This window comes from Enterococcus sp. AZ011 (assembly GCF_050548355.1).
In the GTDB taxonomy this organism is placed as follows: Bacteria; Bacillota; Bacilli; order Lactobacillales; family Enterococcaceae; genus Enterococcus; species Enterococcus faecalis.
On the sequence record NZ_CP172959.1, the window covers coordinates 2367011 to 2392070 of the forward strand.

Here is a 25060-nt window from a genome sequence, read left to right on the forward strand (position 1 = left end):
ATAGTCGTAACTTTGCTCGCTTCCAATAGAATATTTAAAAAAATTTAAAAAGTCTACATAATTCCAAACAAGATTACCCTTTCATTTTACACGTGATAAAATATTTTTGCAAGAATTGTCCTCATTCTGAAGCAAAAAAATTCTCTTCTCTCAAACTAATGTATCCGCTATCACCAACAATAATATGATCCAACAATTGAATCCCCATCATTTCGCCACATTCTTCCATTCGTTTGGTAAATTGAATATCTTGTGGAGACGGTGTCGGATTGCCAGATGGATGATTATGAGCTAATAGTATGCGAGCAGAAGAATATTTAACCGCTTCCCGAAAAATTTCGCGTGGATGAGCAATACTTTGATTCAGTGATCCTTTGAAAATCGTTTTCTGTTGGATAATGTCATTCTTGGTGTTCAAGTAAATACAAATTAAATGTTCTTGTTGCAGCCCCTTCATCTCTTGGAGTAATCGTTGAGCGACTTGTTGACTGGACGTAACTTTGCCAAATTTGATTTGACTACTTTGATAAATTCGACACCCTAATTCAATGGCCGCACGTAATTCAATGGCTTTCACTTGGCCAATGCCTTTAATAGCCATTAACTCGTTCAACGTGGCTTGTTGCAAATAAGAAAGCTGCTTAAACTGTTTTAACAGCGTTGCGGCAACAGTCATCACGTCTGCTTCTTTTGAGCCAGTTCGTAACAGAATCGCCAACAACTCTTGATTCGATAATGCTTTTTCTCCTATCGCTAAGAGCCGTTCTCGTGGTAAACAATCACTCGGCATCTCGCGAATAAACAGATCCGATACTTGCATAAAAAAACCTCCTTTGCTAGTCATTAATAAACTACGCAAAGGAGTGTTGTTTTTATTATTTTAAATAATGCGGCGCTTGATGTAAACTCTCCAAGACATATAATGTTTTCTCTTGGATAACTTCAGTTGGTTGCAATAAATCAGGTACCATGATCACTGGAATGCCCGCACTATGAGCCGCACTTACCCCATGAAATGAGTCTTCGAAAATCAAGGTTTTCGGGGCTTCTGTTCCTAAAAGTTGACGAGCTTTTTGAAAAATTTCTGGGTCCGGTTTTGCTCGTTTAACATCCTCTGCTGAAACAATTCCTACAAAACGATCCTGAATCCCAGCATGGCTTAATAACATTTCAATTGCTGGACGGACGTTACTTGAAGCAACTAATCGAGGAATTTTTTGATCATCTAAAAAGTCGAGGAATTCCACCACCCCTGGTTTTAAAGGTACGTTACCAGATCGAAACTCTTGCAGGGTATCATCATAAGAACGGCGGATAAATTCTTCCACTGTGTCATGACCATAGGATGCATAAATACGTCGGTAATTCTCTTGTACTTCTTCATCAGAAATCCCAACATAGTCTAAATAGACTTCTTTACTATATGGTAACCCCATTGCATCTGCTACTTTTTGAGTAGATGTATAGTAAATCAACTCCGTATCAAAAAGCAACCCATCCATATCAAAAATTACGCCATCAAATTTCTTCATCATTTCCTCCTATAGTTAAAAGTAATTCTCTTACTTGAGAAACAAAATATAATGAACCTGTTACTAATAATAAATCATCTGTCGACATTTTTTCTAAAATTTCGCCTAAGCCAAATTGCCATAAAGACACAATTTCTGTTAAATCGTCTTCATATTTTTCCATTTCTGTAAGTGCAATAGCTTTAGGGTAATCAAAGCTAGTTAAGTAAAGATGCGCATTCGGTACTTGCTTTAAGTCCTGAATCATCTCATCCACATCTTTAGTTGCTAAAGCTGAAAATAAAATATGAATCGTGTGTTGTGGAAACTCTTTGCGCAAGTTTTCAACTAAGCGTTTTACTGCATGATCATTGTGGGCACCATCTAAAACAATCAACGGTTCATCACTAAGACGTTCCATTCGAGCTGGCCATTGCGCTTTAGCTAACCCTTGAGTAATGTCTCGTTCTTTAAACGGCAAATGTTGTAGTTGGCAATACTTGTCAAATAATTGAATAGCTACCGCCGCGTTTTCTACTTGGTGACGCCCCAACAAGGGAACTTTAATCTTTGTCAGTTTGCCCATTTCTCCATAGAAATTAAATACTTCCCCCCATTGTGTGTCAGGATGTAGATATTCCACTTGATACTCTTTGCCAAAACGAAAAATTGGACTCTGTTTTTCTTGTGCGACTTTTTCAATGACTGCTAGCGCATCAGCACAAATATTGCCTGTTACTACTGGGACTTTTTCTTTAATAATACCCGCTTTTTGATAGGCAATTTCAGCAATTGTTTCACCTAAAATTTCTGTGTGATCCTTCCCAATTGTCGTAATTCCCGTCAATAATGGCTTCACGACATTGGTGCTATCAAGTAATCCACCTAAGCCAACTTCAACAACTGCGATATCCACTTGTTCATTCACGAAATAGTCCAAGGCCATTCCTGTCAATGTTTCGAATTCTGTAATTCCAGCCACTTCAGTGATCTGGTCTAATTCTTTAATGATTGGTTGATACTTTTCCACATAGGTAATCAATTGTTCGTCTGAAATTGGTTGACCATTTATCGCAATTCTTTCATTAAATGATTCAATATAAGGAGAGGTAAAGGTTCCGACTTTCAAGCCCATTTCTTCTAATAGACAGCGTAAATATGTCACGGTTGAGCCTTTACCATTGGTTCCTGCGATATGAATCGTTGGCACTTTGTTTTCTGGATGATCAATTTTTTCTAATAACGCATTAATCCGATCCAAACCAGGTCTTGAACCAAAGGGTAACCGGCTATGAATCCATTCAATGGCTTCTTCTATTGTTAATTGCATCTTGTCCAACTCCTTGTCTTCTTCTACATTATAACTAAGTTAGGTGACTTTTTCACTAATAACCAATTGAAACTTTTTCTTGAAAACTTTTTGTATTTTTCATAATTTTGCGTTATTAGCGGATACATTAATGAACTTATGGTAAACTAACATTCTGGATGGTTCGTTCCAGCCAGCCAATTAAAAACTATTTTTAGAGCGTTCAACACGCTTATTCATGATTTTTTTATAAAGGTGGACTTATTTTGATGAAAAACAAATCGAAGCTTTTATGGTTAGGAAGTTTTTTCTTGCCGTTTTTACTTCTGTTGCTTGTATGGATGACATTACAACTTGCGCCTTTTGGTGACAACAACTTATTAGTTAGTGATTTAGGCACGCAATACATGCCTTTCTTGAGTTTTTTAAAACGCTCTTTTCACGAGGGAATAACTACATTCTACTCTTTTTCCAATGAGATTGGTGAGTCGATTGTTCCTTTGGCAGCCTATTACTTACTGAGCCCTTTTAATGTGTTGGCTTTCTTTTTTCCTTATGAACAATTACCTATAGCAATTTTATGGATTATTACCTTAAAACTTGCCTTGATGGGCACTACGATGTTTAGCTATTTAAAATACACCTATCAAAAAGTTGATGGCACCACGTTACTTTTTTCAACGTCCTATAGTTTCTGTGGCTTTGTCACCGTCTATAGCCAAAACTTTATGTGGTTGGATGCACTGATTCTATTCCCGCTTATCTTATTGGGACTCCAACGTTTATGGGATCAACGCAAATGGGGCTTATACAGTATCACCCTGTTTTTAGCGATTGTGACGAATTACTACATGGGTTATATGATTTGTCTCTTTGCTGTTTTGTACAGTATCTATTGGTTCTTTAAAAAGAATACCCAAGCCCATGCTATTCGGCAATTTTTTAAACAAAGTCCGTTATTCATCCTCGTTTCTTTTTTAACAGGAACCGCAACTAGCTTTTTATTATTACCTGCAGCAGAAGGGATGCTCTATACAAAAAAAGCAGATTTTGATGTCTCGACGTTCTTTTTAACGCCTAAGTTCAACACTTCGTTCTTCTCGCAATTAGGCTTAGGTTCTATTAATTATGAGTTGCGTTTAGACCATTTACCAACCGTTTTTGCTGGATTATTTGTGACACTCCTCTGTGTTGCCTATTTTCAAACGAAACAAATTGCGTTAAAAGAAAGAATAGCTTCAGCGATTCTTTTATTCATTCTCTTTTTAAGCTTTTGGTTAGAAGCCTTTAACACTGTCTGGCACATGTTTCAAAGCCCAGCTGGTTTCCCTTACCGAAATGTCTTTATCTTTAGCTTTTTATTGATTGTCTTTGCCTATGAAGTTTGGCTAAAAAAAGTGACCATTCCTTGGTCCGCACCTATTATTTTTAGTCTGCTGTTAGTCATTGGCTACGGATCTTTGTATTATGGTCCACAAAAGAATCTCTTAATTTCAATCAATTATTTATGGCTAAGTTTACTTTTTATCTGGTTGATTTTCTTTTGCTTGCGTTTAGCGCACAAAAAGGCCTTAAGAAACTATGTAGTCGTGGCTTTATTCTTACTGGTCAGCACAGAATTAACAACGAATTTCTGGATTTCTTTTAAACACATGCCCTTTGGTAGCCAAGCAACATTTGCCCAAGATTACCGAAAACACAGCCAATTAATCGATGAAAAAATGGCCTCAGCACCAGAACTTTATCGCATGAAACAAGTCATTCCTTCCAAAGAAACAGGGTTCCGTGAAATCAATAACGGCTACAATAATCCTTTACTTTATGGCTATGCTGGCGTTTCTAGCTATACTTCGACTTTAACTGCCACTACCCAAGACACATTAAGTGCGCTAGGTTTATATCGAAAAAATGATCGCCGGATTGCTTATGTGGATAATTCACAACTAACTAATTTACTTTTAAATGTGAAATATGACTTTTTACCAATTGAAAAACCTACGAGTGAAAAATTGCTAAAAACAGTTGGTTCCACGAAAATCATGGAAAATGATGAAGCGATCGGTATGGGCTTTTTGGCGCCAACCGCATTAACCAAGTTAAAATTAGCAAAAAATAATCCTTTAGATGCCCAAGAAGAACTCCTGCAAACGCTCATGCCGACGGATAAACCTTACTTTAAAACAGCTTCGTTGATAAATGAACCTCATCATACCAACGAAACAATTGAAGCAACCTTTAAAGTGAATAGCACTGGTGACTTGCATCTTTATATTCCGAATTTAAAATGGAAAAAGGTTACACAATTGAAGGTAAACCAACAAGTTATCTCGACGCCGATTTATATTGCAACCAATCAACTGTTCAATTTAGGGCATTTTGAAAAAGGAACTACCGTGACCCTGTCACTAACTGCTGAACAAGTGGTTGATTTAACCAATTGGCAACTTCAAACTTTAGACCAAACAGCCTTTAATCGTGCGGTTGACAAATTACGCCAACAAGCTCTTCACGTGAATGCAACTAAAAAAGGCCATTTAAATGGCGCACTGAATGTACCTGGAAATGATACTCAGTTACTGTATACGTCCATTCCTTATGACCAAGATTGGCAAGTCAAATCGTCGCTACAAAAAGAACCCTTAAAAACACAACGCATTCTAGGTGGCTTTTTAGCTGTTGAAGTTCCAGCTGGCAAACAGCAGTTAACCTTTGCCTATCATCCAAGAATGATTTATCTCGGCACTGCCGTCAGCGGAACGATTTTACTGGGAACGGCTGGTTATCTTGGCTTTAAAAAATACCGTCGAAAACGTCAGGAGGCCACTCATGACTAATCAGAAAAAATTTTTAAATGGACTCATTCGGTGGTTACCCCTAGTTGGACTGGTGCTTTTCTTCGGCTTAATTTTATGGGGATATTCCAGAGGAATTTTTCATTCTGTTGCTTCCTTGCAAGCTTTTATTAAACAGTTTGGTAACTATGCGGTTCTGTGTTTCATTCTTTTACAAATCGTCCAAGTGATTATCCCTATTCTACCTGGAGGAATCTCTTCTGTTGCAGGAATGTTGATGTTTGGCAATTTGCAAGGACTTTTGTATAGCTATCTTGGATTGATTATTGGTGAGTTTATTGGCTTTTTACTAGTTCGTTACTATGGACGTAGCTTTGTAAAAATAATCCTTTCACCCAATAAATACAAAAAATTTGAAGAGATTTTAGACAAAAATGAACACAATGTCAAAAAGCTTTTAATCTTTACTATGTTAGTCCCCTTCGCTCCAGATGATATTGTTTGTTTAGTGGCGGGAATTACAGATATTTCTTTAAAGGAATTCATGAAAATTGTTCTTTTATTGAAATTCTGGTCTGTGGCTACTTACAGCTATTTAATGTTGTATTTGTTTCAATTATTTGGCAAATTATAACAAAAAGACAACAAAACCTGAGCCGACCCCCAAAAGTTAGACCTAGAAATCTAACTTTTGGAGGTTTTTTTGTATGGCAAAATACAGTTTTGAATTTAAACTTAAACTTGTTCATGACTACTTATCTGGTCAAGGAGGTCTAAGGTTTCTCGCAAAGAAGTATGGGTTTAAAGATAGTTCTCAAATAAGCAAATGGATAAATGCCTATAAGGAACTTGGTGAAGAAGGCCTACTTCGCAGTCAAAAAAATAAGAATTACTCTGTTCAATTTAAGCTAGATGCGATAGAGTTATATTTAACAACAGAGTTGTCCTATCAAGAAGTAGCTAATCTTCTAAAAATGAACAATCCATCATTGATTGCGAATTGGCTTAGAACGTATCAGAAGTTTGGTATAGAGGGACTCTCTAAACAGAAAGGACGTCCACCTACCATGCCTAAGAAGAAACAAAAGGAAAGCCAACCATTACCAAGTGAACGATCTCAAGTAGAGAAACTAGAAAAAGAAAATAGAATGTTAAAAATTGAGAATGCCTATTTAAAAGAATTGAGGAGACTGCGTTTAGAGGACGAACAAAAAATGAACGAATCGCACGAATCATTCACAGTCTCCGAAGACACTTTCGATTAAAAGATATTTTGGAAACCCTAAGGTTTCCAAAATCTACTTACATGTACTGGCAAAAACGCCTCGACAGAACAGCTTCAACACAAATCATTGAAGAAGAAATTCAAGCGATTCGTAAAAAACATCAACATTATGGCTATAGAAGGATGACCCAAGAATTGAAACGACGTGGATTTCAAGTGAATAAAAAGAAAGTCCAGCGATTAATACAAAAGTTAAAGTTACAAGTCAAAGCTTTTACTAAGAAATCCAGAAAATATAATTCCTATAAAGGAACCGTTGGTAAAATCGCTAAAAATTTGATTCGTCGCCGATTTAAAACCTCTGTTCCTCATCAAAAAATTACAACTGATACAACTGAATTTAAGTACTTTGAAGCAGATAACGTAGGCATCTTTCGTCAGAAAAAACTATACTTAGATCCATTTATGGATATGTATAATAGTGAAATTCTAAGCTATAGCCTTTCTACTCAACCAAATGGTAAAACAGTTATGGAAGGTCTGAAAGAAGCAATTTCTCAAACAAATGATTGTCCCTATCGGCGCACCTTTCACTCTGATCAAGGCTGGGCTTATCAAATGAATGTCTATATACAAGCATTAAAGGACAACAATATCTTTCAAAGTATGTCTCGAAAAGGAACCTGTTTAGATAATTCTCCTATGGAGAATTTCTTCAGTATCCTAAAACAAGAAGTGTACTATGGAAAAATCTATCAAAGTCAAAATGAATTGAGAGAAGCAATTGAGAACTACATTTATTATTACAATCATCACCGAATCAAGGAAAAACTTAACTGGAAAAGCCCAGTAGAATTTCGACAATTCAATCAAAAAACTGCATAAAAATAGAGTGGAAAAATCCACTCTATAAAAAGTCTAACTTTTTGGGGTCACTACAACCAACGTTTGGTTTTGTTGTCTTTTCTTTTTTAGATTGAACGTAATTGGGCAATCCGTTCTTTGACAGCCTCTTGTTTTTCAAGGTAGTCTTTTTCTTTTGCACGTTCTGCTTCCACGACCTCATCTGGTGCATTTGACACAAAACGTTCATTTGAAAGTTTGCCTTGCACACGTTTGACTTCTTTTGTCCATTTGTCTAATTCTTTTTCTAAGCGAGCAATTTCTTCCTCGATATTAATCAACCCAGCTAATGGTAGGAATAGTTCTGCGCCTGTTAATACAGCGGACATGGCTAATTCTGGCGCTTCTATTTCACGACTGATGACTAATTCCTCTGGGTTACAGAAGCGTTCCAAGTAGCTAGTATTAGCTGTTAAAAATTCTTCTACTTCTGTATCGTTTGTTTTAATTAACAAAGTAATTGGTTTAGAAAGTGGTGTATTCACTTCTGCTCGAATATTCCGAACCGAACGAATAACTTCTTTCAGAACTTCCATTCCTCGAGCTGCTGCTTCATCGTTAAATTCTTCATGAACAACTGGGTACTCTGCCACAACCAATGACTCACCTTGATGCGGAATTTTTTCCCAAATTTCTTCTGTTACAAACGGCATAATTGGATGCAATAAGCGTAAGATTTGATCCAATGTGTACACCAAGATGCTCCGTGTTGTTTGTTTAGCTGCTTCATTTTCTCCGTAAAGAATTTCTTTACTCATTTCAATATACCAATCACAGAAATCATCCCAGATGAAGTTGTATAATTGGCGACCTGCTTCACCGAATTCAAAGCGATCAAATAATTCTGTCACACGGGCGACTGTTTCGTTTAAGCGCGTTAAAATCCAACGATCAGCGACAGTCTTTTCACCACTAAAGTCAATATCTGCAGCAGTCATACCTTCTACATTCATAATAACGAAACGACTTGCATTCCAAATCTTATTGATAAAGTTCCAAGAAGCATCCATTTTTTCATAACTAAAACGAACATCTTGACCAGGTGCTGAACCATTTGATAAGAACCAACGTAACGCATCTGCGCCATATTTTTCGATGACATCCATTGGATCAATCCCATTCCCCAATGATTTACTCATTTTGCGTCCTTGCTCATCACGAATTAATCCGTGAATTAAGACATTTTGGAAGGGACGTTCACCTGTAAACTCTAAGCTTTGGAAAATCATACGACTTACCCAGAAGAAGATGATGTCATAGCCAGTAACTAATGTGCTTGTTGGGAAGTAACGTTGATAATCTTCGCTTGCTTCGTCCGGCCAACCCATCGTTGAAAATGGCCATAAAGCAGAACTAAACCATGTATCTAAGACATCACTATCTTGAACCCAGTTTTCACTGTCGGCTGGCTCTTCCATCCCAACATACATCTCGCCCGTTTCTTTGTGATACCAAGCAGGAATTTGGTGGCCCCACCATAATTGTCGCGAAATAACCCAGTCATGTACATTTTCCATCCAACGTAAAAATGTTTGATTGAAGCGTGGTGGATAAAATTCAACAGCGTCTTCTGTTTCTTGATTTTTCATTGCTTTTTCAGCTAGTGGTCCCATTTTTACAAACCATTGGGTCGATAAACGTGGTTCCACGACAACGCCTGTTCGTTCTGAATGGCCCACGCTGTGATTCATTGTTTCGATCTTAATTAAGCGACCTAGTTCTTTCAAGTCAGAGACAATCGCTTTACGTGCAGCAAAACGATCCATTCCTTCGTATTTTCCAGCCAGTTCATTCATCGTGCCGTCTTCGTTCATAACATTTACTCGAGGTAAGTCATGACGATTACCGACTTCAAAGTCATTTGGATCATGAGCAGGTGTGATTTTTACAACCCCTGTTCCAAATTCCATATCTACATAGTCATCTGCAATAATTGGAATTTCTTTATCTACTAATGGCAAGACAACTGTCTTACCAATAAGTTCCTGATACCGTTCATCTTCTGGATGGACCGCAATCGCCGTATCTCCCAACATTGTTTCAGGACGCGTTGTCGCAATTTCAACAACGCCAGAACCATCTGATAATGGGTAGCTCATGTGGTAAAAAGCTCCTTCAATATCTTTATGGATTACTTCAATATCAGACAATGCTGTTTTCGCTTTTGGATCCCAGTTAATGATATATTCACCACGGTAAATCAAATCTTTCTCGTAAAGAGAGACAAACACTTTACGAACGGCCTCAGATAGCCCTTCATCTAAAGTAAAACGTTCACGGCTGTAATCTAAAGAAAGGCCCATTTTTGCCCACTGTTCACGAATGTGAGAAGCATATTCTTCTTTCCATTCCCACACTTGATCAACAAATTTTTCACGACCTAAGTCGTAACGTGAAATTCCTTGTTGTGCTAGTTTCTCTTCTACTTTTGCTTGCGTAGCAATTCCAGCATGGTCCATTCCTGGCAGCCATAACGTATCAAAGCCTTGCATTCTTTTTTGGCGGATAATCATATCTTGTAATGTTGTATCCCAAGCATGCCCTAAGTGTAGTTTCCCTGTTACATTGGGTGGTGGAATAACAATTGAATAGGGCTTCGCTTTTTTGTCGCCACTTGGTTTAAATAAATCTTGATCTAGCCATTTTTGATAACGGCCAGCTTCGATTTCTGTCGGTTGATATTTCGTTGGTAAGTTTTTTTCTTCTGACATTTTTTCCCCTTCTTTCTTAAAATACGCGATTTGGAGCGGTAATTATTTTACAAATGAGTTTTTTTGGCTAAACACTAAAATACGCCCTAAAATACTTTCGTATTTTAGGGCGTAGATTCATCTTATTTACGCGGTACCACCTAAATTGCATTTGAATTGAATTCATTCAAATGCCACTCATTCGTGAGATAACGTTCACGAAACGAATCGTTCTACTAACGTACTGTGTTCAAACCATTGACTCACAAGCTACCTTCTCACTGGTTGTGTAAAAGTCTTGCACCTGAACGACTTTTTCTCTAAAACGACGCCAATGATACTCCTCTTGTTCGCTGTCTTTGCTTCATTCTACAATGAAGCGCAAGCAAAGTCAATTTGTAATCTAGAGGGATTACACTTTTTTTGCAGCTTCTAACGCTTGTTGATAATCGGGTTCCGACGAAACTTCTGAGACGATTTCTTCATAAACTAACGTTCCTTCTGGGTCAATCACAAAAATAGCACGTGCTAAACGGCCCATTTCTGGAATATACAAACCATAAGCTGCACCAAATGAGTCTTCAGTATCATGAAGCATTTCCATTTCGACACCCTCAGCGGCACACCAATTTGCTTGTTCTTCAACTGTGTTATTGGAAACCGTGATAATCTGAACACCGTCTAATTTCGCCGCTTCTTGATTGAAACGTTTCGTTTGCAGTGAACAAACACGTGTGTCGATATCAGGAACCACACTAATTAAAACCGTTTTACCTTTATAATCTGCCAAGTTGATTTCTTGGTTGTTTAAATTTTTCAAAGAAAAGACGGGGGCTTTTGTGCCAACTTTAGGCTGTTCACCTGTCAATTCTAATACGTGCCCTTTTCTTGTAACATTCATTCTGAAATCCTCCTTTTCCACTTTCAATAATAAGTATAGTAGAGGATTTTTATGAAGACAATTTTATTGCTTTGGGCTATTTGCTAGTGAAAAAGTTTCATTAAAATAAATCAGTGTTTGCAGTTCCGTTGTTAAATCAATATACTGCACACTAACGTTGGCTGGCACACTGACACGGTCTGGCGCAAAATTTAAAATCGCAGTCACACCCGCTTGAACAATTTTGTCGATGGCTTTTTGGGCATGGTGACTTGGTACTGTAGAAATGGCTACCGTGACCCCTTCTTGTCGAACGAATGCTTCTAACTCAGACATATCATGAACTAATAATCCATTAATCGTGGTGCCGACTAAAGCCGAATCATTATCAAAAGCACAGACAATATTCAAATTCTCGTTGCGTCTAAAATTATTTTTTAATAATGCCTTGCCTAAATTGCCACAACCAATCAGAGCAATTCTTTTTTCTTCTTGCGTATTTAAAATATTACTAAATACCTCAATTAAATACGGCACATCGTAACCATAACCGCTTCGGCCCAGTTCACCAACGTGGGAAAAATCACGCCGAATCGTTGCAGAAGGAATCTGGATCATTTCACTAAACTCTCGTGATTTAATGCGTTTAACACCAGAATCCCCTAACATTTTTAAATAACGTAAATAAACCGGCAAACGTTTTGCCGTTGCTTTAGGCATTTTTTTCTCCATCCTCTGTCCTCCTTGTTACCTACTTCACATATTCAGTTTATCACGGTTCCCCTCTCCGAGCAACTTGTTTGTGAAATAAGTACAAAATAAATACAGTGACGTCTAAGCGACCGTCACTGTATTTATTTCTTATAGGAAATCTGCAAATTCGTCTTCTTGTTTATCTTTCGCTGTTTCTGCTGAAATCTCTGTAATTTTGAGTCCTTCTAAGGCCCGAGCCATTAAACCTTCTAAGTCTAAGCGCGCTTCATAATCTTGCGCTTTATCCAAGCGAGGTCGTGTTTTCGGTTGCGGTGGCGCAAAAATTGTACAACAATCTTCGAAGGGTTGGATGGCTAATTCAAACGTGTCAATTTTTTCGGCAATTTCGATAATTTCTGTCTTATCCATTGAAACAACGGGTCGAATTATCGGTGTTGAGGTAACCTCATTAATTGCTACCATACTTTGAAGTGTTTGCGAAGCCACTTGTCCTAACGATTCACCATTAATAATGACTAAACCTTTCCGCATTTCACGAATTGCATCTGTTAAGCGTAACATTAAACGTCGTGTAATGGTCATTAAGTAGCCTTGGGGAACAACTCGTTTTATTTCTTCTTGAATTTCTGTAAAGGGCACTTCAATAAATTGAATAGTTCCTACATAAGGGACTAATTTTCCAGCTAAATCTTTAGCCTTTTGTAACGCTTGTTCACTTGTATAAGGCGGACTAGCAAAATGGACAGCTTCTACTTCCACGCCACGTTTCATAGCTAAATAACCAGCAACTGGTGAATCAATGCCTCCTGACAACATCAACATGCCACGACCACTGGTGCCCACTGGCAATCCACCCGCACCGCGAATCGTTTCATAAGATAAATACGCCGCATCTTTACGAATTTCAATTCTTAAGTTGATATCAGGCTTTTTCATTTGTACTTGAATTTCCGGAATGGCTTCAATAACAGCCCCACCTAATTCTTGATTCAAGCCATTTGAATCAAGTTCAAATGAATGGTCCGAACGTTTAGCAGTAATTTTAAACGTCTTACCTGGCGTATAAACTTCCCGAACAACCTCTTGAACCATTGCACGAATCGCTGGCATTTCTTTTTCAATACGAATACTTGGCGAAAAATTTTGAATTCCAAACACTTTACTTAGTTTTGGAATCACTTCTTCACTATCTTCCCCATTTAATAAAATATGCATTCTGTCTCGATCTGCATGGATTTTCAATGCTGGAAAATCAGCTAACGCACGTTTCACATTTTGTGCTAACTGCATGATAAACGTTTTACGATTTTTTCCTTTAGTTGATAATTCGCCATAGCGAACCATAATTTCTGTATATTTCACTTTCTATTAATCCCTTTCTAAATCGCTTTAAAACAAAGCTTACAATTAGTTTTCATTATATTTGCTAACAATAAAGCTAACAATTACTATTCTAAATTTTTAAATCAGTTAATTTCTTAGAAACATCATTCATTCTTCCATTATAAAGGTGCCCATATTTTTCTAAAGTGGTTGTTATACGACTATGACCCAATCTTTCCTTAATAACCAGTGAATCTTCCTTAAGGGCAATTAACATAGAAGCATGAGAATGTCTTAAAGCGTGTATCTTAATCACTGGCACATCTGCTAAGTCACAAAGTTTTTTAAGCCAGCCATGCGTTGTAGACTTAGCCAATGTTCCACCATCTATAGAAAATATAAGGTTTATTTTTAAAGGAGATTGCTGTTCTCTCCATATTTCAAAAAGCCGTAGCGTTTCATCGTCAAGAGATACCGTTCTAATACTACTTTTTGTTTTTGGCGTTGTAGTTCTAAACTCTCTTTTATTTTTAACAAGCATCGTCTTATTAATATAAACAACTTTACTGTCAAAATCAACATCTTCCCAATTCAAAGCTAAGGCTTCACCTAGCCGAAGACCTGTCATGAATAAAAATCTAAAAAACATTTTTTTAAAGAACAATAAACTATCGCTTTCATCACTAAGCAGCATTACTTTTTGCATATCATCTATAGTCCAAATGTTAACTTCTTTCTCTTCAACTCGAACTCTACTTACTTTTTTTGATATATCTTCATCAATAAATCCAAAAATAAAAGCTCGCTCGAATACGGATTGAATATTACAAATGATTAAATTAATATACTCTGGAGATAAACTTTCACCTGTTTTAGTTTTATACTCACCAGATAAATAATTAATCAATTTTTGTAAATCAACCGTTTCAATAGCATTTATCTGTACCTCATTAAAGATAGATAAATGATTTTCAATTATACCTGTATTGGTCTTAAAAGTACCTTCCTTAACATGATTTTTGTACCAGCATTTATAATATTCTTCGTAAAAATTACCAAATGTAATCTTTTCACGTTTTTCTTGATAATCAATCATAAACTGATTATAAGCTTTTTTTGCCTCCTTTGCTGTCTTAAATCCACGCTTAAATTTTTGTATTCTTTTCCCTTTTAAATCAAAACCCAAACTTGCAACAAAATAATACTTACCTGTCTTTTTGTCTTTATAAACATTTGATGTCTTTGCCACCTTTATTAACCTCTATTCCTAAAATTTCTTCAACTACACTCACAGGAACACAAGAGATTTTCTTACCACTATAGAAGTGGCAACCTCTTTCTACTAGTAAAGCTTTGGCTTCACGAATAACACGTTGTGATTGGTATGGAGAAAATCCAAGGCTAATAATGTCTTTTTTTGTCACAGTACTTAACATTAATAATACCATCTCCTTCTATTTAATTACATAAAAAAAAGCAGTACTTAATTAGCACTACCCTATGTCAAATGTTCATTAAAATTGAATTTCTATTTAAACTTACCCGACTTGTAGATAACTTCATAGTTACCACTAGCTTTCATATCATCAAAAGTTACTTTGCTTTTTGTACTATCTAACTGCTTATCTTCATCATAATAATAAAAATACTCCAATGCACTAGGCTCATCTTTAACAGGAACCCAAATATCAGCCAAATAACGATTAGTGTCTTTATCTTTATACATCAAAAAACTAAAACTATCTTCTGAATACTCATCACCATATGCAGAATCTTTAATTATAGAGTCTTTAAATTCTTCACCTGTTTTATCTAATTTAGAACCACAGGCAGATATCATAAAAATTGCAACAACCATCAACACAATTGAAGCTGCCTTTTTCATTTTATCATCTCCTAACTTATATAAACGTAACACTATTAAATAAAGCAAAAAATTGTATATCAAAATTAATACTCTTGTTTCATTGAGTTATAGGTAATTTCTGCTATCTTATTCCCTTTCACTTTTGCCAGTAAAAGTACCCTTGTTTTTGTTCCGTTTTGTTCACAATCAAGCACGACTGCGTATTCCTTTTTATCATTTTGATATATTGAACTTACTTCACCTTTACTTTCCAATTTTGCACCAGTTTTCACATCAATACCATTTTTCTTTATACATTCAGCAGTCATTAATTTCTTCAATTTTTCGTTACGATCATTGATACTAGAAAAATTAGCATAAGCATTTCCAAAGTCCTCTACCAACTGGTAAGTGTTAGATACCTTTTCTTCCGTTGATTTATCCTTACTCTGTATAGACTTGGTACTACTTTTTTCAGTTACTTCACTTCTTTTCGTAGTATTTATATTATCAACTGGTTTCATAGTCACCAATTCAGTTGTTGACGAAGCCTCCGTTTCATGACCTTTGGTGTTTCCTCTACAAGCAGAAAATATTAATCCAACACCTAATACTAAAACTACTAAACTTAACTTTTTCATTTTCTACCTACTTTCTTTGAAATGCGTTGCACTTCTTTAATATACATAATCTTTGAAAAAATCCCCTCAGAAAATTTAACACGATACTCTTTATTATTCACAGCTAATAAAAAACTATCTTGGTACTTTTGAACTGCAAATTCATTTTTTCTACAGTTAAATTTCGAACAGATTTCTTTTATCTGACGATTAGTTAAACCACTTTTCTTACTCAAAGTCATTCATAATTCCTCCTATTTCCTTACTATGCTGGTCACATGTGGAAAATCTAATCCCCAAGTCCGAGAATACTTAGCAACAATTTGACCTTGTTCAGCGTTTTGCTCATAAGTAGTAAACTTGTTTTTACCTTCAACACTTGCCACTACACCAGTATGCCCATAAATACTAGTAGCCACACCACCTTGACCAAAATTAATGACATCTCCTGCTTTAATATCTGAATAATTTGGATTCTTTATGACTGTCCAACCAATTGAACTCCAAGGATAATCATTACCAATTTCACTCGCAAACATGTGCCCCGTACCCATCATTTGTAGACCTCCTTGTTTTTCAACAAAAAAAGCAGATAAGCCATAACATTGACCACCATTAATAGTTTGTCCTAGTACTTTTTCTAAAATATCAATTTCTCCTCCACCAATATTGGCTGAACCCCCGCCCATGGAACCTGTAGAAAGTCGCTTATACCAATTATTAGCACTAGTTTTTCTTTTTGCTTGTTCTACAGGATCATCTTTTGTTCCAGCTCGTTCCCACAGCTTCAAAATATCTACCGCAAGTGTATTCACATCTTCTGATTTAGACATTCTTTTAAGTAAGTCACTATCAGAACCATCCTTATTCCACGCAAAATCCATTTGTAAAGCTACTGATTCCCATTCCTTTTTTTGACTTTTTGCAAAATTTAATAAATTAACTCTTCGTCCTGAATCCCATTGTCCTAATCCAATTCCATAACCGCCTAAACTAGCGTTATAAGCAATAGAAGGATTAAAAGCCAAATCACTTTGAATTCTAGCAGGATTTAATCCACTTTCATGTTCCATATTGCCAATCCAAGCGGAAGCAAACTGCAACGTTCCACCGTGTGACGTCACGTAGTTAGAAACTTCTAATGCTACTTTTTCCTGTGGTGTAGCAGGCTGAAACTGGGAAGAATCTCCGCTTTCACTAGAAGAAAATACACCTAAAAATAATAAAAAAGGAAGAATAAAGACAAAGCAACTAGCAATTAAAACCTTATTTGATTTCTTCATGGTCTCTCCTTTCAATAAAAAAGAAGACTGATAAACATTTCATCAGCCCTCTACAACCTCAACATTATATTCTTCCGTGTCCACACTTCCAAAAAATTGTTCCTCTGTTTGTTCTAAATTATTGAAGTTTTCTTCTGTTTGGTAAAATGAATAAACGTTATTTAATGAATCATTGTTGTTTGTGATTAATTCGCTATCTTCTCCACCATCAAAAAATGCACGTTCTTCACGAGCAAATGCCAGCTCATCGAAATTATCGACCCTAACATTCAAATTGTCTGCTATTTCTTGCTTATCAAGTTCTTGATTTAATACCTCTCTATCATTTTCACTTGATTCTACACTTGAATCTAAACTATCAAGTTCATTCTCTAACTCAATATTACTTTCATCAGCTAAAGAAGTATCAGAATCAGATACAGTTTCATCTAAGACCGGAACATCAATTTCTTCTAAAGAATTATCCGCTTCATCATCTGTTAAATCTTCAAAATTGTCCACTTCATCAGTTAAAGCTTTATCTTCTATTTCTTCTAATTCCTCATTATCAACATTGGTTGGCTCTTCTACTTCCGCAATTTCTTCTTCGGGCAACATATCGTCTTTAAATGGTTGTTGTTCTTCTTGAGTAAAACGATTCAATAATGAATGCAATCCTGTTTTAACACCAGCAAATTGCCCATTATCGTCAATAAAATGGTCTTTGGCTAAGTTCAATGCCTTGTCATGTTTTGGCATTAAATGACTAGCACCATCAGCAGCCAACGCTAAATTCCCAGCGGAAGCACCTATTCCTGCTTTTACTGCTCCAACACCAATTTCACCTGTACGTTCAACCGTTTCTTTTGTTTTTTCATTCATTTTTGATTCAAAAGAAGGTTGTTGAACTTGACCATCAGAAAAGAATGATAATATTTTATATCTGCTTTTCCAAATTTTCCGATACAAAATAATTTTCACCAATGCAGTAACAATTAATGTGCCTAAAAGAAAAACACCACCAGACATCACCATTAATAAACTACTACTTACTTTATCCATCAATCCTAAAAACGCTTGGTCAATTAACTTATTGACCCAAAATAACACAGACAAAAAGATACCGAAAACTACAGGTAAAAATAAAATGCCAATTAATGATTTAAAAAATTTAAACATCATCATTTGACACCGAGGGAAGAAAGACACCAACGCAATAATCGGAAAAACAAGAATGAGTAAATCAACAATGATTTGAATTACATTAAGCATAATATTAATATACGTGACAGGCACTGCTAAGACTGCTAAATTGACTACACCCACACCAACGCCAAAAGCTTTTTCCATTGTTTTTGCTCCGTCCTGTGCGAAGTATGGATTATCTTTCTCATTATTTTTTATATAGGTACTTCTTTCATCCTCAAACTTTGCTTTTTCTTTTTTAGACAATTTAGGTTTTTCTAGTAGTTTACTTTCGTCTAACTTTTTACCATTTTCCATTTTCCCATCAAGTGAACCACTATTTACAAAATTAAATGTTTGTTTTACTGTGGCATCAAAAATTGGACTTTGATATACTTCTCCATCTTTAGATCCTTCTGTTCCTAAATTAGCACTTGAAGTAAATGTACTTTGTACTCCTTTAGCAATTGCGTTAGTTGATTGAATCAAGAACGTTGAGCCACTTGTTGTGCCTGTTGACGTTGATACAGAGCCAAACCAAAAACCAAACAAAACAACAACTGCTAAATAATGAAGGAATACTTTTGAAAAGCTTCTACGACTGGAAAAGAAATGATAAAGCAGATAATATGCACTAATAAGAATCGCTAATGCAAGTAAAGAACCACCTCTAAATCCCTTGCCACCAAAGCCACTTAAAACATCTTTTGACATATTCAATACCGTTTCTTGTTTTCCTTCAAAGAAACCAGATTGGTTTAAGACATTCTCACAAAAAAGGAAAAAAGAAGCAAACATTCGTAAGATAAAGAATGATATATCTACAAAGAACCAATTCACTACTTGCCATCCTTTATCCAACAAACCACCATCAACCGTATACGCACTATAACTGTCAATTAGATACTGCATCTTCTCACTTCCTTCCTATGCAACAAAGCGGTTCTCCATTTTAGAAGCTTCTGTATCATCAACGGTTTTGAACAGTTCCAACCATTCCTCAAAAATTACATGAACAACAATTCGATTAGTCTGACCAAACATATCCTTCATTAAACACTGACCTTGAACCATATTTGAGACCCATTTCATGTTAATTTCGTTCACTGGTAAATTGAGATATTTCAAAACCCCTTCTCGATTTTGAAATTCATCAAAACAAATCACTGTACCAAAACCAGTACCATCTTCACTATCATCCAAATCATTTGTTGATTGTGTAATCAATACTAAGAAATTATTAAACGAACGACCAATACGTTTCATTGATTTTAAAATCGCTTTACCTTCTGGCGAAGATTGAAAAATCCAAGATTCATCAAAGAACGTCACTGTTTCTTCTTTTGGATTTCTTGAACCAAACTTCGAACAAAATGTTCCTAAAGCAAACATCAATGTAACAGAAAGACGTTTATTTTCATCTAACTTTTCATTTTTATCAGTTGGTAAATCTAAGTCCTCGATTTCCAAAATGGTTACTTTTCTATCGAATGACAAACCTTCCACTTCTCCATGAGAAAACGCCAATTCTAAAACTGAACCTTTAACAGTCGACAAAATAAATCTACCCATATCTTTCACGTCAGAAATTTCACTTTCCACTAATCGCTCAATTACATGCCAAAATCCAACCTTTTTTCCTTCTTTCCGTTCCGAAACAACTTTCGCAATCGCTTCATTAATTTCTGTTTTTTGCTTTAAGTTCCATGTTCCTTCGTATATATTGGTTAACATTGCTTTAGTTGTTGCAATCGCTTCTGTTTCATCAAACAAAACAATCGGGTCCAGTACCCCATGATTTTTCGTATCACGAACATCTAAAGTGACGAAATTAAAGGACTTCACAAAATCAACATCTAAAGGATATTTCTTTTGATATTCAGGGGCATTGATTGTATACATAAATTGCTTTCGCATTTCTTTTTTCGGATCAATGTATAACACTCTGTCTTTTAAAAGTGCCATTTGCATAAACAATGTTTTAGCTGTAACCGATTTTCCGTTCCCAGTATCGCCAGTTAAAGCCCAGTGGGGATTATTTGTTTTCTTCCCATCAACATTTTGTTTATTCGCTAATAGCATGTTCATAAAAATTAGATTTTTTGAACTAGAAATAATAGATTTTCTATCTTCTTTTTCTTCCAAAGTTGTATCCACTCGTCCAAGGTAAAAGCCTAACTTCGTATCTGCATGAAGTGAAGTAAAGAAATTCAACTCGGCAAACGATTCAATCGTTGACGTGTGTTGCCAACGAGAAGTCTGCATGCGGATAAAATTACCAAACAAAGTGGATTGAAATAAATAAGGATTATCAAACGTTGCTTTAATAAGTGGAATATCTAAACTATCAAAACGATTGATTAAATATTTTTTTCTTGCACGCATTTGTTTTTTTGTACTACCACTAACAACAACCACTGCTTTCCAGTCAATAATATCCACACCATCATCAATTTTTTGGTCTAAATCGTCTAGTGATAATTGACCTTCAACAATCTTTCGTTTTTGTTTAGAACCAGCTAAGTGTGCTTCCTGCATGATATTCTTAGTGCGAGTTCTTGCACGTGACGAACGCCCAGACAGTGCCAATTGCCCTTTACTTTCTGCAAAAGTCGCTTGAATCTTCACTTCAACTGGGAAAGGCATTTTTTGAACGACCTCTAAAAAATGATTACCATCAAGAAAAACACCTACATCTCCCATTGGAAGGTAGGATATATAGCTTTCGCCATAATCACAATTTAAATGAAGCCCCCCGCCAAATAATGGTTTAATTTTTGTTGCCATTAAATTATCTAAATTTTGACTAGAAAGAACATCTTGTCGCTCATGAGGAATATTTTTCAAGAATTGGTACGCTTGGTAATAATACAATTCATCTTCTGTTAATCGTTCAACTAACAATTCAGATAGATTTTGGTAAACTTCTAATTCTTGCTCTCGATAATCTTTTTCCCAATCTTCTGCTAGTTCTACATCAAAACCTAAGCCTTTGACAAACTTTTCCGATACGTTACTAATTGAGTTAGTAACGGTTTCTTTTAAATCAACAGCCAAGTCTTTTTTGATTAAAGGTACACCAATTACCCATGTATATTCGTAAACCATGCCCATTTCTTGTTCTAAAACCATTGCCGTTTTCATCAATTTATCTACGCCTACTTCATAATTACTAGAATCAATTAAAGAACGCATAGCACCCATTTTCCCTCGAATGTCGGCATTAACTGGCAAAAGGTTAATTTCAAATCCATCATTTGCTTTTAAACGATTTAACGCACGAGCAACTTTCCTTTTCGTTTTTAATTTCTTTTCAACATCAGTCAACATTACGGTTTCAGAGCGAACACGATAGTAAGCTATCGCTGTTTTTTCTTGTGTTAAAACAATATTTCCTTTCATATGATTCGTTAATGGATATTCTAATTGCATATTCACACTCCTTTTTATTTTTTATCGTTTAAACGAAAACTCTTCTATTTCTTTTACTCGTTCGAAAGCTACAATTGGTCTACTATCTAACACATAATTTTTCACATAGACAAAACCATCTTTTAAAAAACCAAAGCCTGTTTTTCCTTCGAATTCCTTTTCGGAATACCAACGAGCAACTTTATTCGGCACCAACACCATGATTAACAAATTTAAGTTAATTCCTAAAATTTGTGGTAATGGTACTTCTTTCCAAAACAAGCCAGTTAACACAATCCCTAAGAATAGAATTAGGAGATAGGATAGGCTAACAGGTTGTGCAAATACCCACACCACTTGTCCTTTAGGCGACTTAATAACTTGCATTGAATAAGGGGCTTTTAAGCCCCTCGAATAATCGTAATATTTCATATACTCACCTACATCTTAATTCCAACTAAACTTAGGAACCATTTAACAACTGCAAAAATATTTTTTCCTTGATTCGTCGCAAAATCCTGTAAGATTAAGGCAATGACAATTACTGAACCAATTTTTGCCCATTCAGCACCTTTCCAGTGTTTTAGAATCAAAATAATTACACCAGCCGCCATAATTGTAATAAAACTTGTACTTAAAAAATTACTCAAATTTCCTGTATTCATTAGTCATTTCCTTCTTTCTCTGTAAAGTAATGTTTCATCGTATTAATAAAATAAGAATTCTCCGTTTTAGATAACCAAAGCGAAAAATCCTCTGTATGCGTTAATTTTGTTGTTTTATCTGAAAAAGTAACCGATACTTGAACCCCTGTTACGTCTTTCTGCTTTGTATCAAAAAATTTCATATCACCAGAATCTATTGAAACAAATGAGTCTTGACCTGCTGTCGTTGTTGGATTTTTCATTAACAACATTAATTCTTGTTTGTTCCCAACTGAATATTTTGTAAAAAACATCTTTAAAAATTTCTCTATAGATTGTTTTTCTTTCCCATCAACATCTATTGAATTTTCTGTCTGTTTTAGAGGTACTGTTTTTCCTTGTGATAAACTACTTGCTACAAAATAAGGACGTCCTACAATTGAAAACAAATTGTCTTTTACTTGAATTGGTAAAACCATATTCTGTGTCACATTTTCAGTCTTTTTATCTTTCTCTAATTCATAATTCACATTTAGATAAACCAAATAACAATCTTCCATTTTCTCTATACGTGATAAAGACGTATTTTTAAACGTACGTAAGACATTCCCTTGTAGATTTTCTGTTTCATCAACATTTTTTACATCTAATGATAAATATTTAGATAATCGATCAATACGAGCCTTTTTCGCTTCATCACTAGCTTTCGAGTTATAATTCAAATACTCTTTCGCAAAATTTTCGACATAAAAAGAGAGGGCTGAATAATCAAGCTCCTCTCTATCAACTTTATTCTTTTTTGATTGTTCACTTAATGTATCCACTTTTGAATACAAATTATCTACATTACTTGCCATCACATTGGCTCGAAGCGCACCAACTCCTGACATCACCAGTAAAACGCTAGCGCCAATTAACACAACCCGATTCGCTTTCTTTTGAGAAAAAGTTTTAACCTTTGGTGTTTTTTCTTTCTTCTCTTTCTTTTTAATTTTCTTTAAATTCATATTCCCCTCCTACTCTTAATAAGCCCAAACAACTTTCAAACGTTTTTAAAAAAGTAGATTTAATCGCCTTTTCAACATAAACTCTCTCTCTAACATGCCCCTTATGTGTTTGAAAGCCTTCTTTATACAAATAAAAATAATACGAATTGTACATTTTATCCCCGTTAGGCTTTCTCAAGTATTGACCTTCTGCAATCAAACTAGTTATACCACCATGAAAAACGTATTGCGCAACAAATTCCTTTTTAAAAGGCGCTTCATCAATAATAATCCCCATTTTAAATAAAGAATTTTTATATTTTTCCATATAAACAATATCTGCTTCATCAATTGGCATTTCATCAACTATGAATCCATGCAAGCGAAGCATTTCAGGAACTGGTACATTTGAATACCTTTGGTAAAATTTACTATGCTCTCTAAAAATTGGCATAATATGTTGATTCATAAAATACAACTCCTTTCCATTTTTCTGTAATATTTATGGTATCTTTCCATAAATTCTCCCCTTAACTCTTCCAAGCCTTGGGTAACTGCTTGTTTAGAACGACTTATCATTAGTTCTTCATAACCCATAGGAAAATCATCATGTGCGATAAAATAATTAATAGCTATCTTCTTTTCTCGTCCTAAAATATAAGATAAATCATCGGATCGATACTTTTCTAATGGCATTTGCTGTTTGACCATTTTTACGTGTAGACCACAAAATTTTTCTTCACTAATCACATCATATTCCACTCGAAATAACTTTAAACGGTCAAGGAAATTTCTTTGAACAATCCTACCCAGTTCTTTCTCATCAGGCGGATACCCCTTCATTCGTTTATATGTTTCATAAAATAATACAGCAATTTTCTTTTCACATTCCAAGAGTTTTTCTTGTTTAGCTGTTATTTTTTCAGGATTATTGGATTTGAAAATTAATGACTTAAAATCAAACATATACTGATTGACAAATTCTTCTTTTGACAATTCCCTTATTTTTTCAACCAACTTTTTCCCTCCTCTAAACTAATTCCGCAATCACAATAATTCTTCCTGTTGTTTTTGTGGCTTGGTCACAAGTTATTAAAGTTAATGTTGGCTTTCTTGTTAGATTCAACATAGTTGTATCAGTCATATCAACATGCTTTTGCTCTTTTACCTTATATATGAACGAATGTCCTTCACGATCATTAAGTTTGACCAAATCTCCTACAGAAACTTTATTTAACGAGGTAAAAAGTAATCCTTCATACCCAGCATTGTGAGAAGCTAAAGCATAATTTCCTTTTCCCATCGTTTGTTTTGATAAAACAGTACACGCTCCATAAAGCATATTGTCAAAACTATCACCCATTAAAATAGGTAATTTTAATTGAATAGAATCAATTTCAATAGACCCTAAAACAGAATCCGACACTTCATTAAAATTTTCTTGGGCATTTTGAATCGTTTTAACAGACGGACGTTCGCCTTCGGTTAAAGAAATCACTGTTGGAATAGGTGTTTCTTCTTGTGCTTCCGTACCAGTAATAACATCTACTTGATTACTTTGAACAGTTTCACTAGATTTTGTCTCTACATGTTTTTTTGGCTTCTCCGCTTCCTCTAATCCACTTGATACCACTGTATTTATAGCTTCTTTCACTTCTTCTTTTTGTTGGTTTTCAAAAAGAAGGAATGAAAAAAGAGCAATGAGAATAACTCCAATTGCTCCAACAAAATATTTGTTTTTTTCAATCCATTTTTTCAT

Annotated in this window: 23 protein-coding genes, 1 pseudogene and 1 other annotated feature; of the genes and pseudogenes, 3 read left to right on the plus strand and 21 right to left on the minus strand. The window is 35.3% G+C overall.

The genetic code is table 11. The annotated features are described in order from the left end of the window. Positions 1–121: 121 nt before the first annotated feature. The 3 genes from radC to IGL36_RS11425 are packed head-to-tail and all read right to left on the minus strand — an operon-like array spanning position 122 to position 2841. On the minus strand, positions 122–820 hold the full coding sequence (gene radC, locus IGL36_RS11415) for a RadC family protein (RefSeq protein WP_002365188.1): 699 nt from the start codon (positions 818–820) through the stop codon (positions 122–124). A gap of 55 nt (positions 821–875) precedes the next feature. Continuing rightward, entirely contained in the window at positions 876–1535 is a 660-nt protein-coding gene (locus IGL36_RS11420) for an HAD family hydrolase (RefSeq protein WP_002390719.1), read from the minus strand. Further along, complete coding sequence (locus IGL36_RS11425; RefSeq protein WP_002355117.1) at positions 1519–2841, minus strand: bifunctional folylpolyglutamate synthase/dihydrofolate synthase; 1323 nt, start codon at positions 2839–2841, stop codon at positions 1519–1521. The genes IGL36_RS11420 and IGL36_RS11425 overlap by 17 nt, the downstream gene beginning before the upstream one ends. Before the next feature lie 248 nt (positions 2842–3089). On the opposite strand from IGL36_RS11425, the gene IGL36_RS11430 reads away from it, so the two are divergent. From IGL36_RS11430 to IGL36_RS11440, 3 genes and pseudogenes are all read left to right on the plus strand, one after another. After that, positions 3090–5654, plus strand: a complete 2565-nt coding sequence (locus IGL36_RS11430) for a YfhO family protein (protein WP_002397640.1) — start codon at positions 3090–3092, stop codon at positions 5652–5654. Beyond that, positions 5647–6246 carry a TVP38/TMEM64 family protein gene (locus tag IGL36_RS11435; RefSeq protein ID WP_002355114.1) on the plus strand — a complete coding sequence of 200 codons (600 nt, stop codon included), beginning with the start codon at positions 5647–5649 and terminating at the stop codon, positions 6244–6246. The genes IGL36_RS11430 and IGL36_RS11435 overlap by 8 nt, the downstream gene beginning before the upstream one ends. A 73-nt stretch (positions 6247–6319) precedes the next feature. Beyond that, positions 6320–7722, plus strand: a pseudogene (locus IGL36_RS11440) (IS3 family transposase). Between the two features lie 86 nt (positions 7723–7808). Here the strand turns inward: IGL36_RS11440 and IGL36_RS11445 are convergent. From IGL36_RS11445 to IGL36_RS11530, 18 genes are all read right to left on the minus strand, one after another. Beyond that, a complete protein-coding gene (locus IGL36_RS11445; protein WP_002397611.1) occupies positions 7809–10451 on the minus strand; it encodes a valine--tRNA ligase in 2643 nt (880 codons plus the stop codon). 102 nt (positions 10452–10553) lie between these two features. Beyond that, positions 10554–10793, minus strand: a binding site (T-box leader). Positions 10794–10842: 49 nt separating this feature from the next. Next, positions 10843–11331 carry a thiol peroxidase gene (gene tpx / locus IGL36_RS11450; protein ID WP_002361107.1) on the minus strand — a complete coding sequence of 163 codons (489 nt, stop codon included), beginning with the start codon at positions 11329–11331 and terminating at the stop codon, positions 10843–10845. Positions 11332–11394: 63 nt separating this feature from the next. Continuing rightward, positions 11395–12042, minus strand: a complete 648-nt coding sequence (locus IGL36_RS11455; protein WP_002365189.1) for a redox-sensing transcriptional repressor Rex — start codon at positions 12040–12042, stop codon at positions 11395–11397. A gap of 129 nt (positions 12043–12171) precedes the next feature. Further along, on the minus strand, positions 12172–13386 hold the full coding sequence (gene thiI / locus IGL36_RS11460; protein ID WP_002371401.1) for a tRNA uracil 4-sulfurtransferase ThiI: 1215 nt from the start codon (positions 13384–13386) through the stop codon (positions 12172–12174). Positions 13387–13477: 91 nt separating this feature from the next. Continuing rightward, positions 13478–14596: a site-specific integrase gene (locus tag IGL36_RS11465; protein WP_002365190.1), complete on the minus strand. Its 1119-nt coding sequence runs from the start codon at positions 14594–14596 to the stop codon at positions 13478–13480. Then, complete coding sequence (locus IGL36_RS11470; RefSeq protein WP_002365191.1) at positions 14571–14795, minus strand: DUF3173 domain-containing protein; 225 nt, start codon at positions 14793–14795, stop codon at positions 14571–14573. Before IGL36_RS11470 ends, IGL36_RS11465 begins: the two co-directional genes overlap by 26 nt. Positions 14796–14875: 80 nt before the next feature. Next, positions 14876–15232 carry an LptM family lipoprotein gene (locus IGL36_RS11475; protein WP_010823197.1) on the minus strand — a complete coding sequence of 119 codons (357 nt, stop codon included), beginning with the start codon at positions 15230–15232 and terminating at the stop codon, positions 14876–14878. A gap of 65 nt (positions 15233–15297) precedes the next feature. Then, the gene (locus IGL36_RS11480; RefSeq protein ID WP_100966725.1) at positions 15298–15834 is read right to left on the minus strand and encodes an EF0163 family protein; all 537 of its coding nucleotides are present in this window, start codon (positions 15832–15834) and stop codon (positions 15298–15300) included. After that, the gene (locus IGL36_RS11485) at positions 15831–16055 is read right to left on the minus strand and encodes a hypothetical protein (RefSeq protein ID WP_002365195.1); all 225 of its coding nucleotides are present in this window, start codon (positions 16053–16055) and stop codon (positions 15831–15833) included. The genes IGL36_RS11480 and IGL36_RS11485 overlap by 4 nt, the downstream gene beginning before the upstream one ends. A gap of 12 nt (positions 16056–16067) precedes the next feature. Continuing rightward, positions 16068–17096, minus strand: a complete 1029-nt coding sequence (locus IGL36_RS11490) for a phage tail tip lysozyme (RefSeq protein WP_010777924.1) — start codon at positions 17094–17096, stop codon at positions 16068–16070. Positions 17097–17138: 42 nt separating this feature from the next. Then, positions 17139–19172 carry a hypothetical protein gene (locus IGL36_RS11495; RefSeq protein WP_100966726.1) on the minus strand — a complete coding sequence of 678 codons (2034 nt, stop codon included), beginning with the start codon at positions 19170–19172 and terminating at the stop codon, positions 17139–17141. 15 nt (positions 19173–19187) lie between these two features. Then, the gene (locus tag IGL36_RS11500) at positions 19188–21692 is read right to left on the minus strand and encodes an ATP-binding protein (RefSeq protein WP_430609054.1); all 2505 of its coding nucleotides are present in this window, start codon (positions 21690–21692) and stop codon (positions 19188–19190) included. A gap of 21 nt (positions 21693–21713) precedes the next feature. Beyond that, entirely contained in the window at positions 21714–22103 is a 390-nt protein-coding gene (locus IGL36_RS11505) for a conjugal transfer protein (protein ID WP_002394253.1), read from the minus strand. 8 nt (positions 22104–22111) lie between these two features. Beyond that, positions 22112–22336 carry a hypothetical protein gene (locus IGL36_RS11510; protein ID WP_002365201.1) on the minus strand — a complete coding sequence of 75 codons (225 nt, stop codon included), beginning with the start codon at positions 22334–22336 and terminating at the stop codon, positions 22112–22114. Beyond that, positions 22336–23322 carry a conjugal transfer protein gene (locus IGL36_RS11515; RefSeq protein WP_100966728.1) on the minus strand — a complete coding sequence of 329 codons (987 nt, stop codon included), beginning with the start codon at positions 23320–23322 and terminating at the stop codon, positions 22336–22338. Before IGL36_RS11515 ends, IGL36_RS11510 begins: the two co-directional genes overlap by 1 nt. Further along, positions 23303–23770, minus strand: a complete 468-nt coding sequence (locus tag IGL36_RS11520) for a hypothetical protein (protein WP_100966729.1) — start codon at positions 23768–23770, stop codon at positions 23303–23305. Before IGL36_RS11520 ends, IGL36_RS11515 begins: the two co-directional genes overlap by 20 nt. Then, a complete protein-coding gene (locus tag IGL36_RS11525; RefSeq protein ID WP_016626360.1) occupies positions 23767–24318 on the minus strand; it encodes a hypothetical protein in 552 nt (183 codons plus the stop codon). The genes IGL36_RS11520 and IGL36_RS11525 overlap by 4 nt, the downstream gene beginning before the upstream one ends. A 13-nt stretch (positions 24319–24331) precedes the next feature. Then, positions 24332–25060: a class A sortase gene (locus IGL36_RS11530; RefSeq protein WP_002402326.1), complete on the minus strand. Its 729-nt coding sequence runs from the start codon at positions 25058–25060 to the stop codon at positions 24332–24334.

Bases quoted from the DNA above. Each gene is read 5' to 3' on its own strand.
- radC (WP_002365188.1), bottom strand. From the start codon at position 820: ATGCAAGTATCGGATCTGTTTATTCGCGAGATGCCGAGTGATTGTTTA.
- IGL36_RS11420 (WP_002390719.1), bottom strand. From the start codon at position 1,535: ATGATGAAGAAATTTGATGGCGTAATTTTTGATATGGATGGGTTGCTT.
- IGL36_RS11425 (WP_002355117.1), bottom strand. From the start codon at position 2,841: ATGCAATTAACAATAGAAGAAGCCATTGAATGGATTCATAGCCGGTTA.
- IGL36_RS11430 (WP_002397640.1), top strand. From the start codon at position 3,090: ATGAAAAACAAATCGAAGCTTTTATGGTTAGGAAGTTTTTTCTTGCCG.
- IGL36_RS11435 (WP_002355114.1), top strand. From the start codon at position 5,647: ATGACTAATCAGAAAAAATTTTTAAATGGACTCATTCGGTGGTTACCC.
- IGL36_RS11445 (WP_002397611.1), bottom strand. From the start codon at position 10,451: ATGTCAGAAGAAAAAAACTTACCAACGAAATATCAACCGACAGAAATC.
- tpx (WP_002361107.1), bottom strand. From the start codon at position 11,331: ATGAATGTTACAAGAAAAGGGCACGTATTAGAATTGACAGGTGAACAG.
- IGL36_RS11455 (WP_002365189.1), bottom strand. From the start codon at position 12,042: ATGGAGAAAAAAATGCCTAAAGCAACGGCAAAACGTTTGCCGGTTTAT.
- IGL36_RS11470 (WP_002365191.1), bottom strand. From the start codon at position 14,795: ATGGTATTATTAATGTTAAGTACTGTGACAAAAAAAGACATTATTAGC.
- IGL36_RS11475 (WP_010823197.1), bottom strand. From the start codon at position 15,232: ATGAAAAAGGCAGCTTCAATTGTGTTGATGGTTGTTGCAATTTTTATG.
- IGL36_RS11480 (WP_100966725.1), bottom strand. From the start codon at position 15,834: ATGAAAAAGTTAAGTTTAGTAGTTTTAGTATTAGGTGTTGGATTAATA.
- IGL36_RS11485 (WP_002365195.1), bottom strand. From the start codon at position 16,055: ATGACTTTGAGTAAGAAAAGTGGTTTAACTAATCGTCAGATAAAAGAA.
- IGL36_RS11490 (WP_010777924.1), bottom strand. From the start codon at position 17,096: ATGAAGAAATCAAATAAGGTTTTAATTGCTAGTTGCTTTGTCTTTATT.
- IGL36_RS11495 (WP_100966726.1), bottom strand. From the start codon at position 19,172: ATGCAGTATCTAATTGACAGTTATAGTGCGTATACGGTTGATGGTGGT.
- IGL36_RS11500 (WP_430609054.1), bottom strand. From the start codon at position 21,692: ATGCAATTAGAATATCCATTAACGAATCATATGAAAGGAAATATTGTT.
- IGL36_RS11505 (WP_002394253.1), bottom strand. From the start codon at position 22,103: ATGAAATATTACGATTATTCGAGGGGCTTAAAAGCCCCTTATTCAATG.
- IGL36_RS11510 (WP_002365201.1), bottom strand. From the start codon at position 22,336: ATGAATACAGGAAATTTGAGTAATTTTTTAAGTACAAGTTTTATTACA.
- IGL36_RS11515 (WP_100966728.1), bottom strand. From the start codon at position 23,322: ATGAATTTAAAGAAAATTAAAAAGAAAGAGAAGAAAGAAAAAACACCA.
- IGL36_RS11520 (WP_100966729.1), bottom strand. From the start codon at position 23,770: ATGAATCAACATATTATGCCAATTTTTAGAGAGCATAGTAAATTTTAC.
- IGL36_RS11530 (WP_002402326.1), bottom strand. From the start codon at position 25,060: ATGAAAAAATGGATTGAAAAAAACAAATATTTTGTTGGAGCAATTGGA.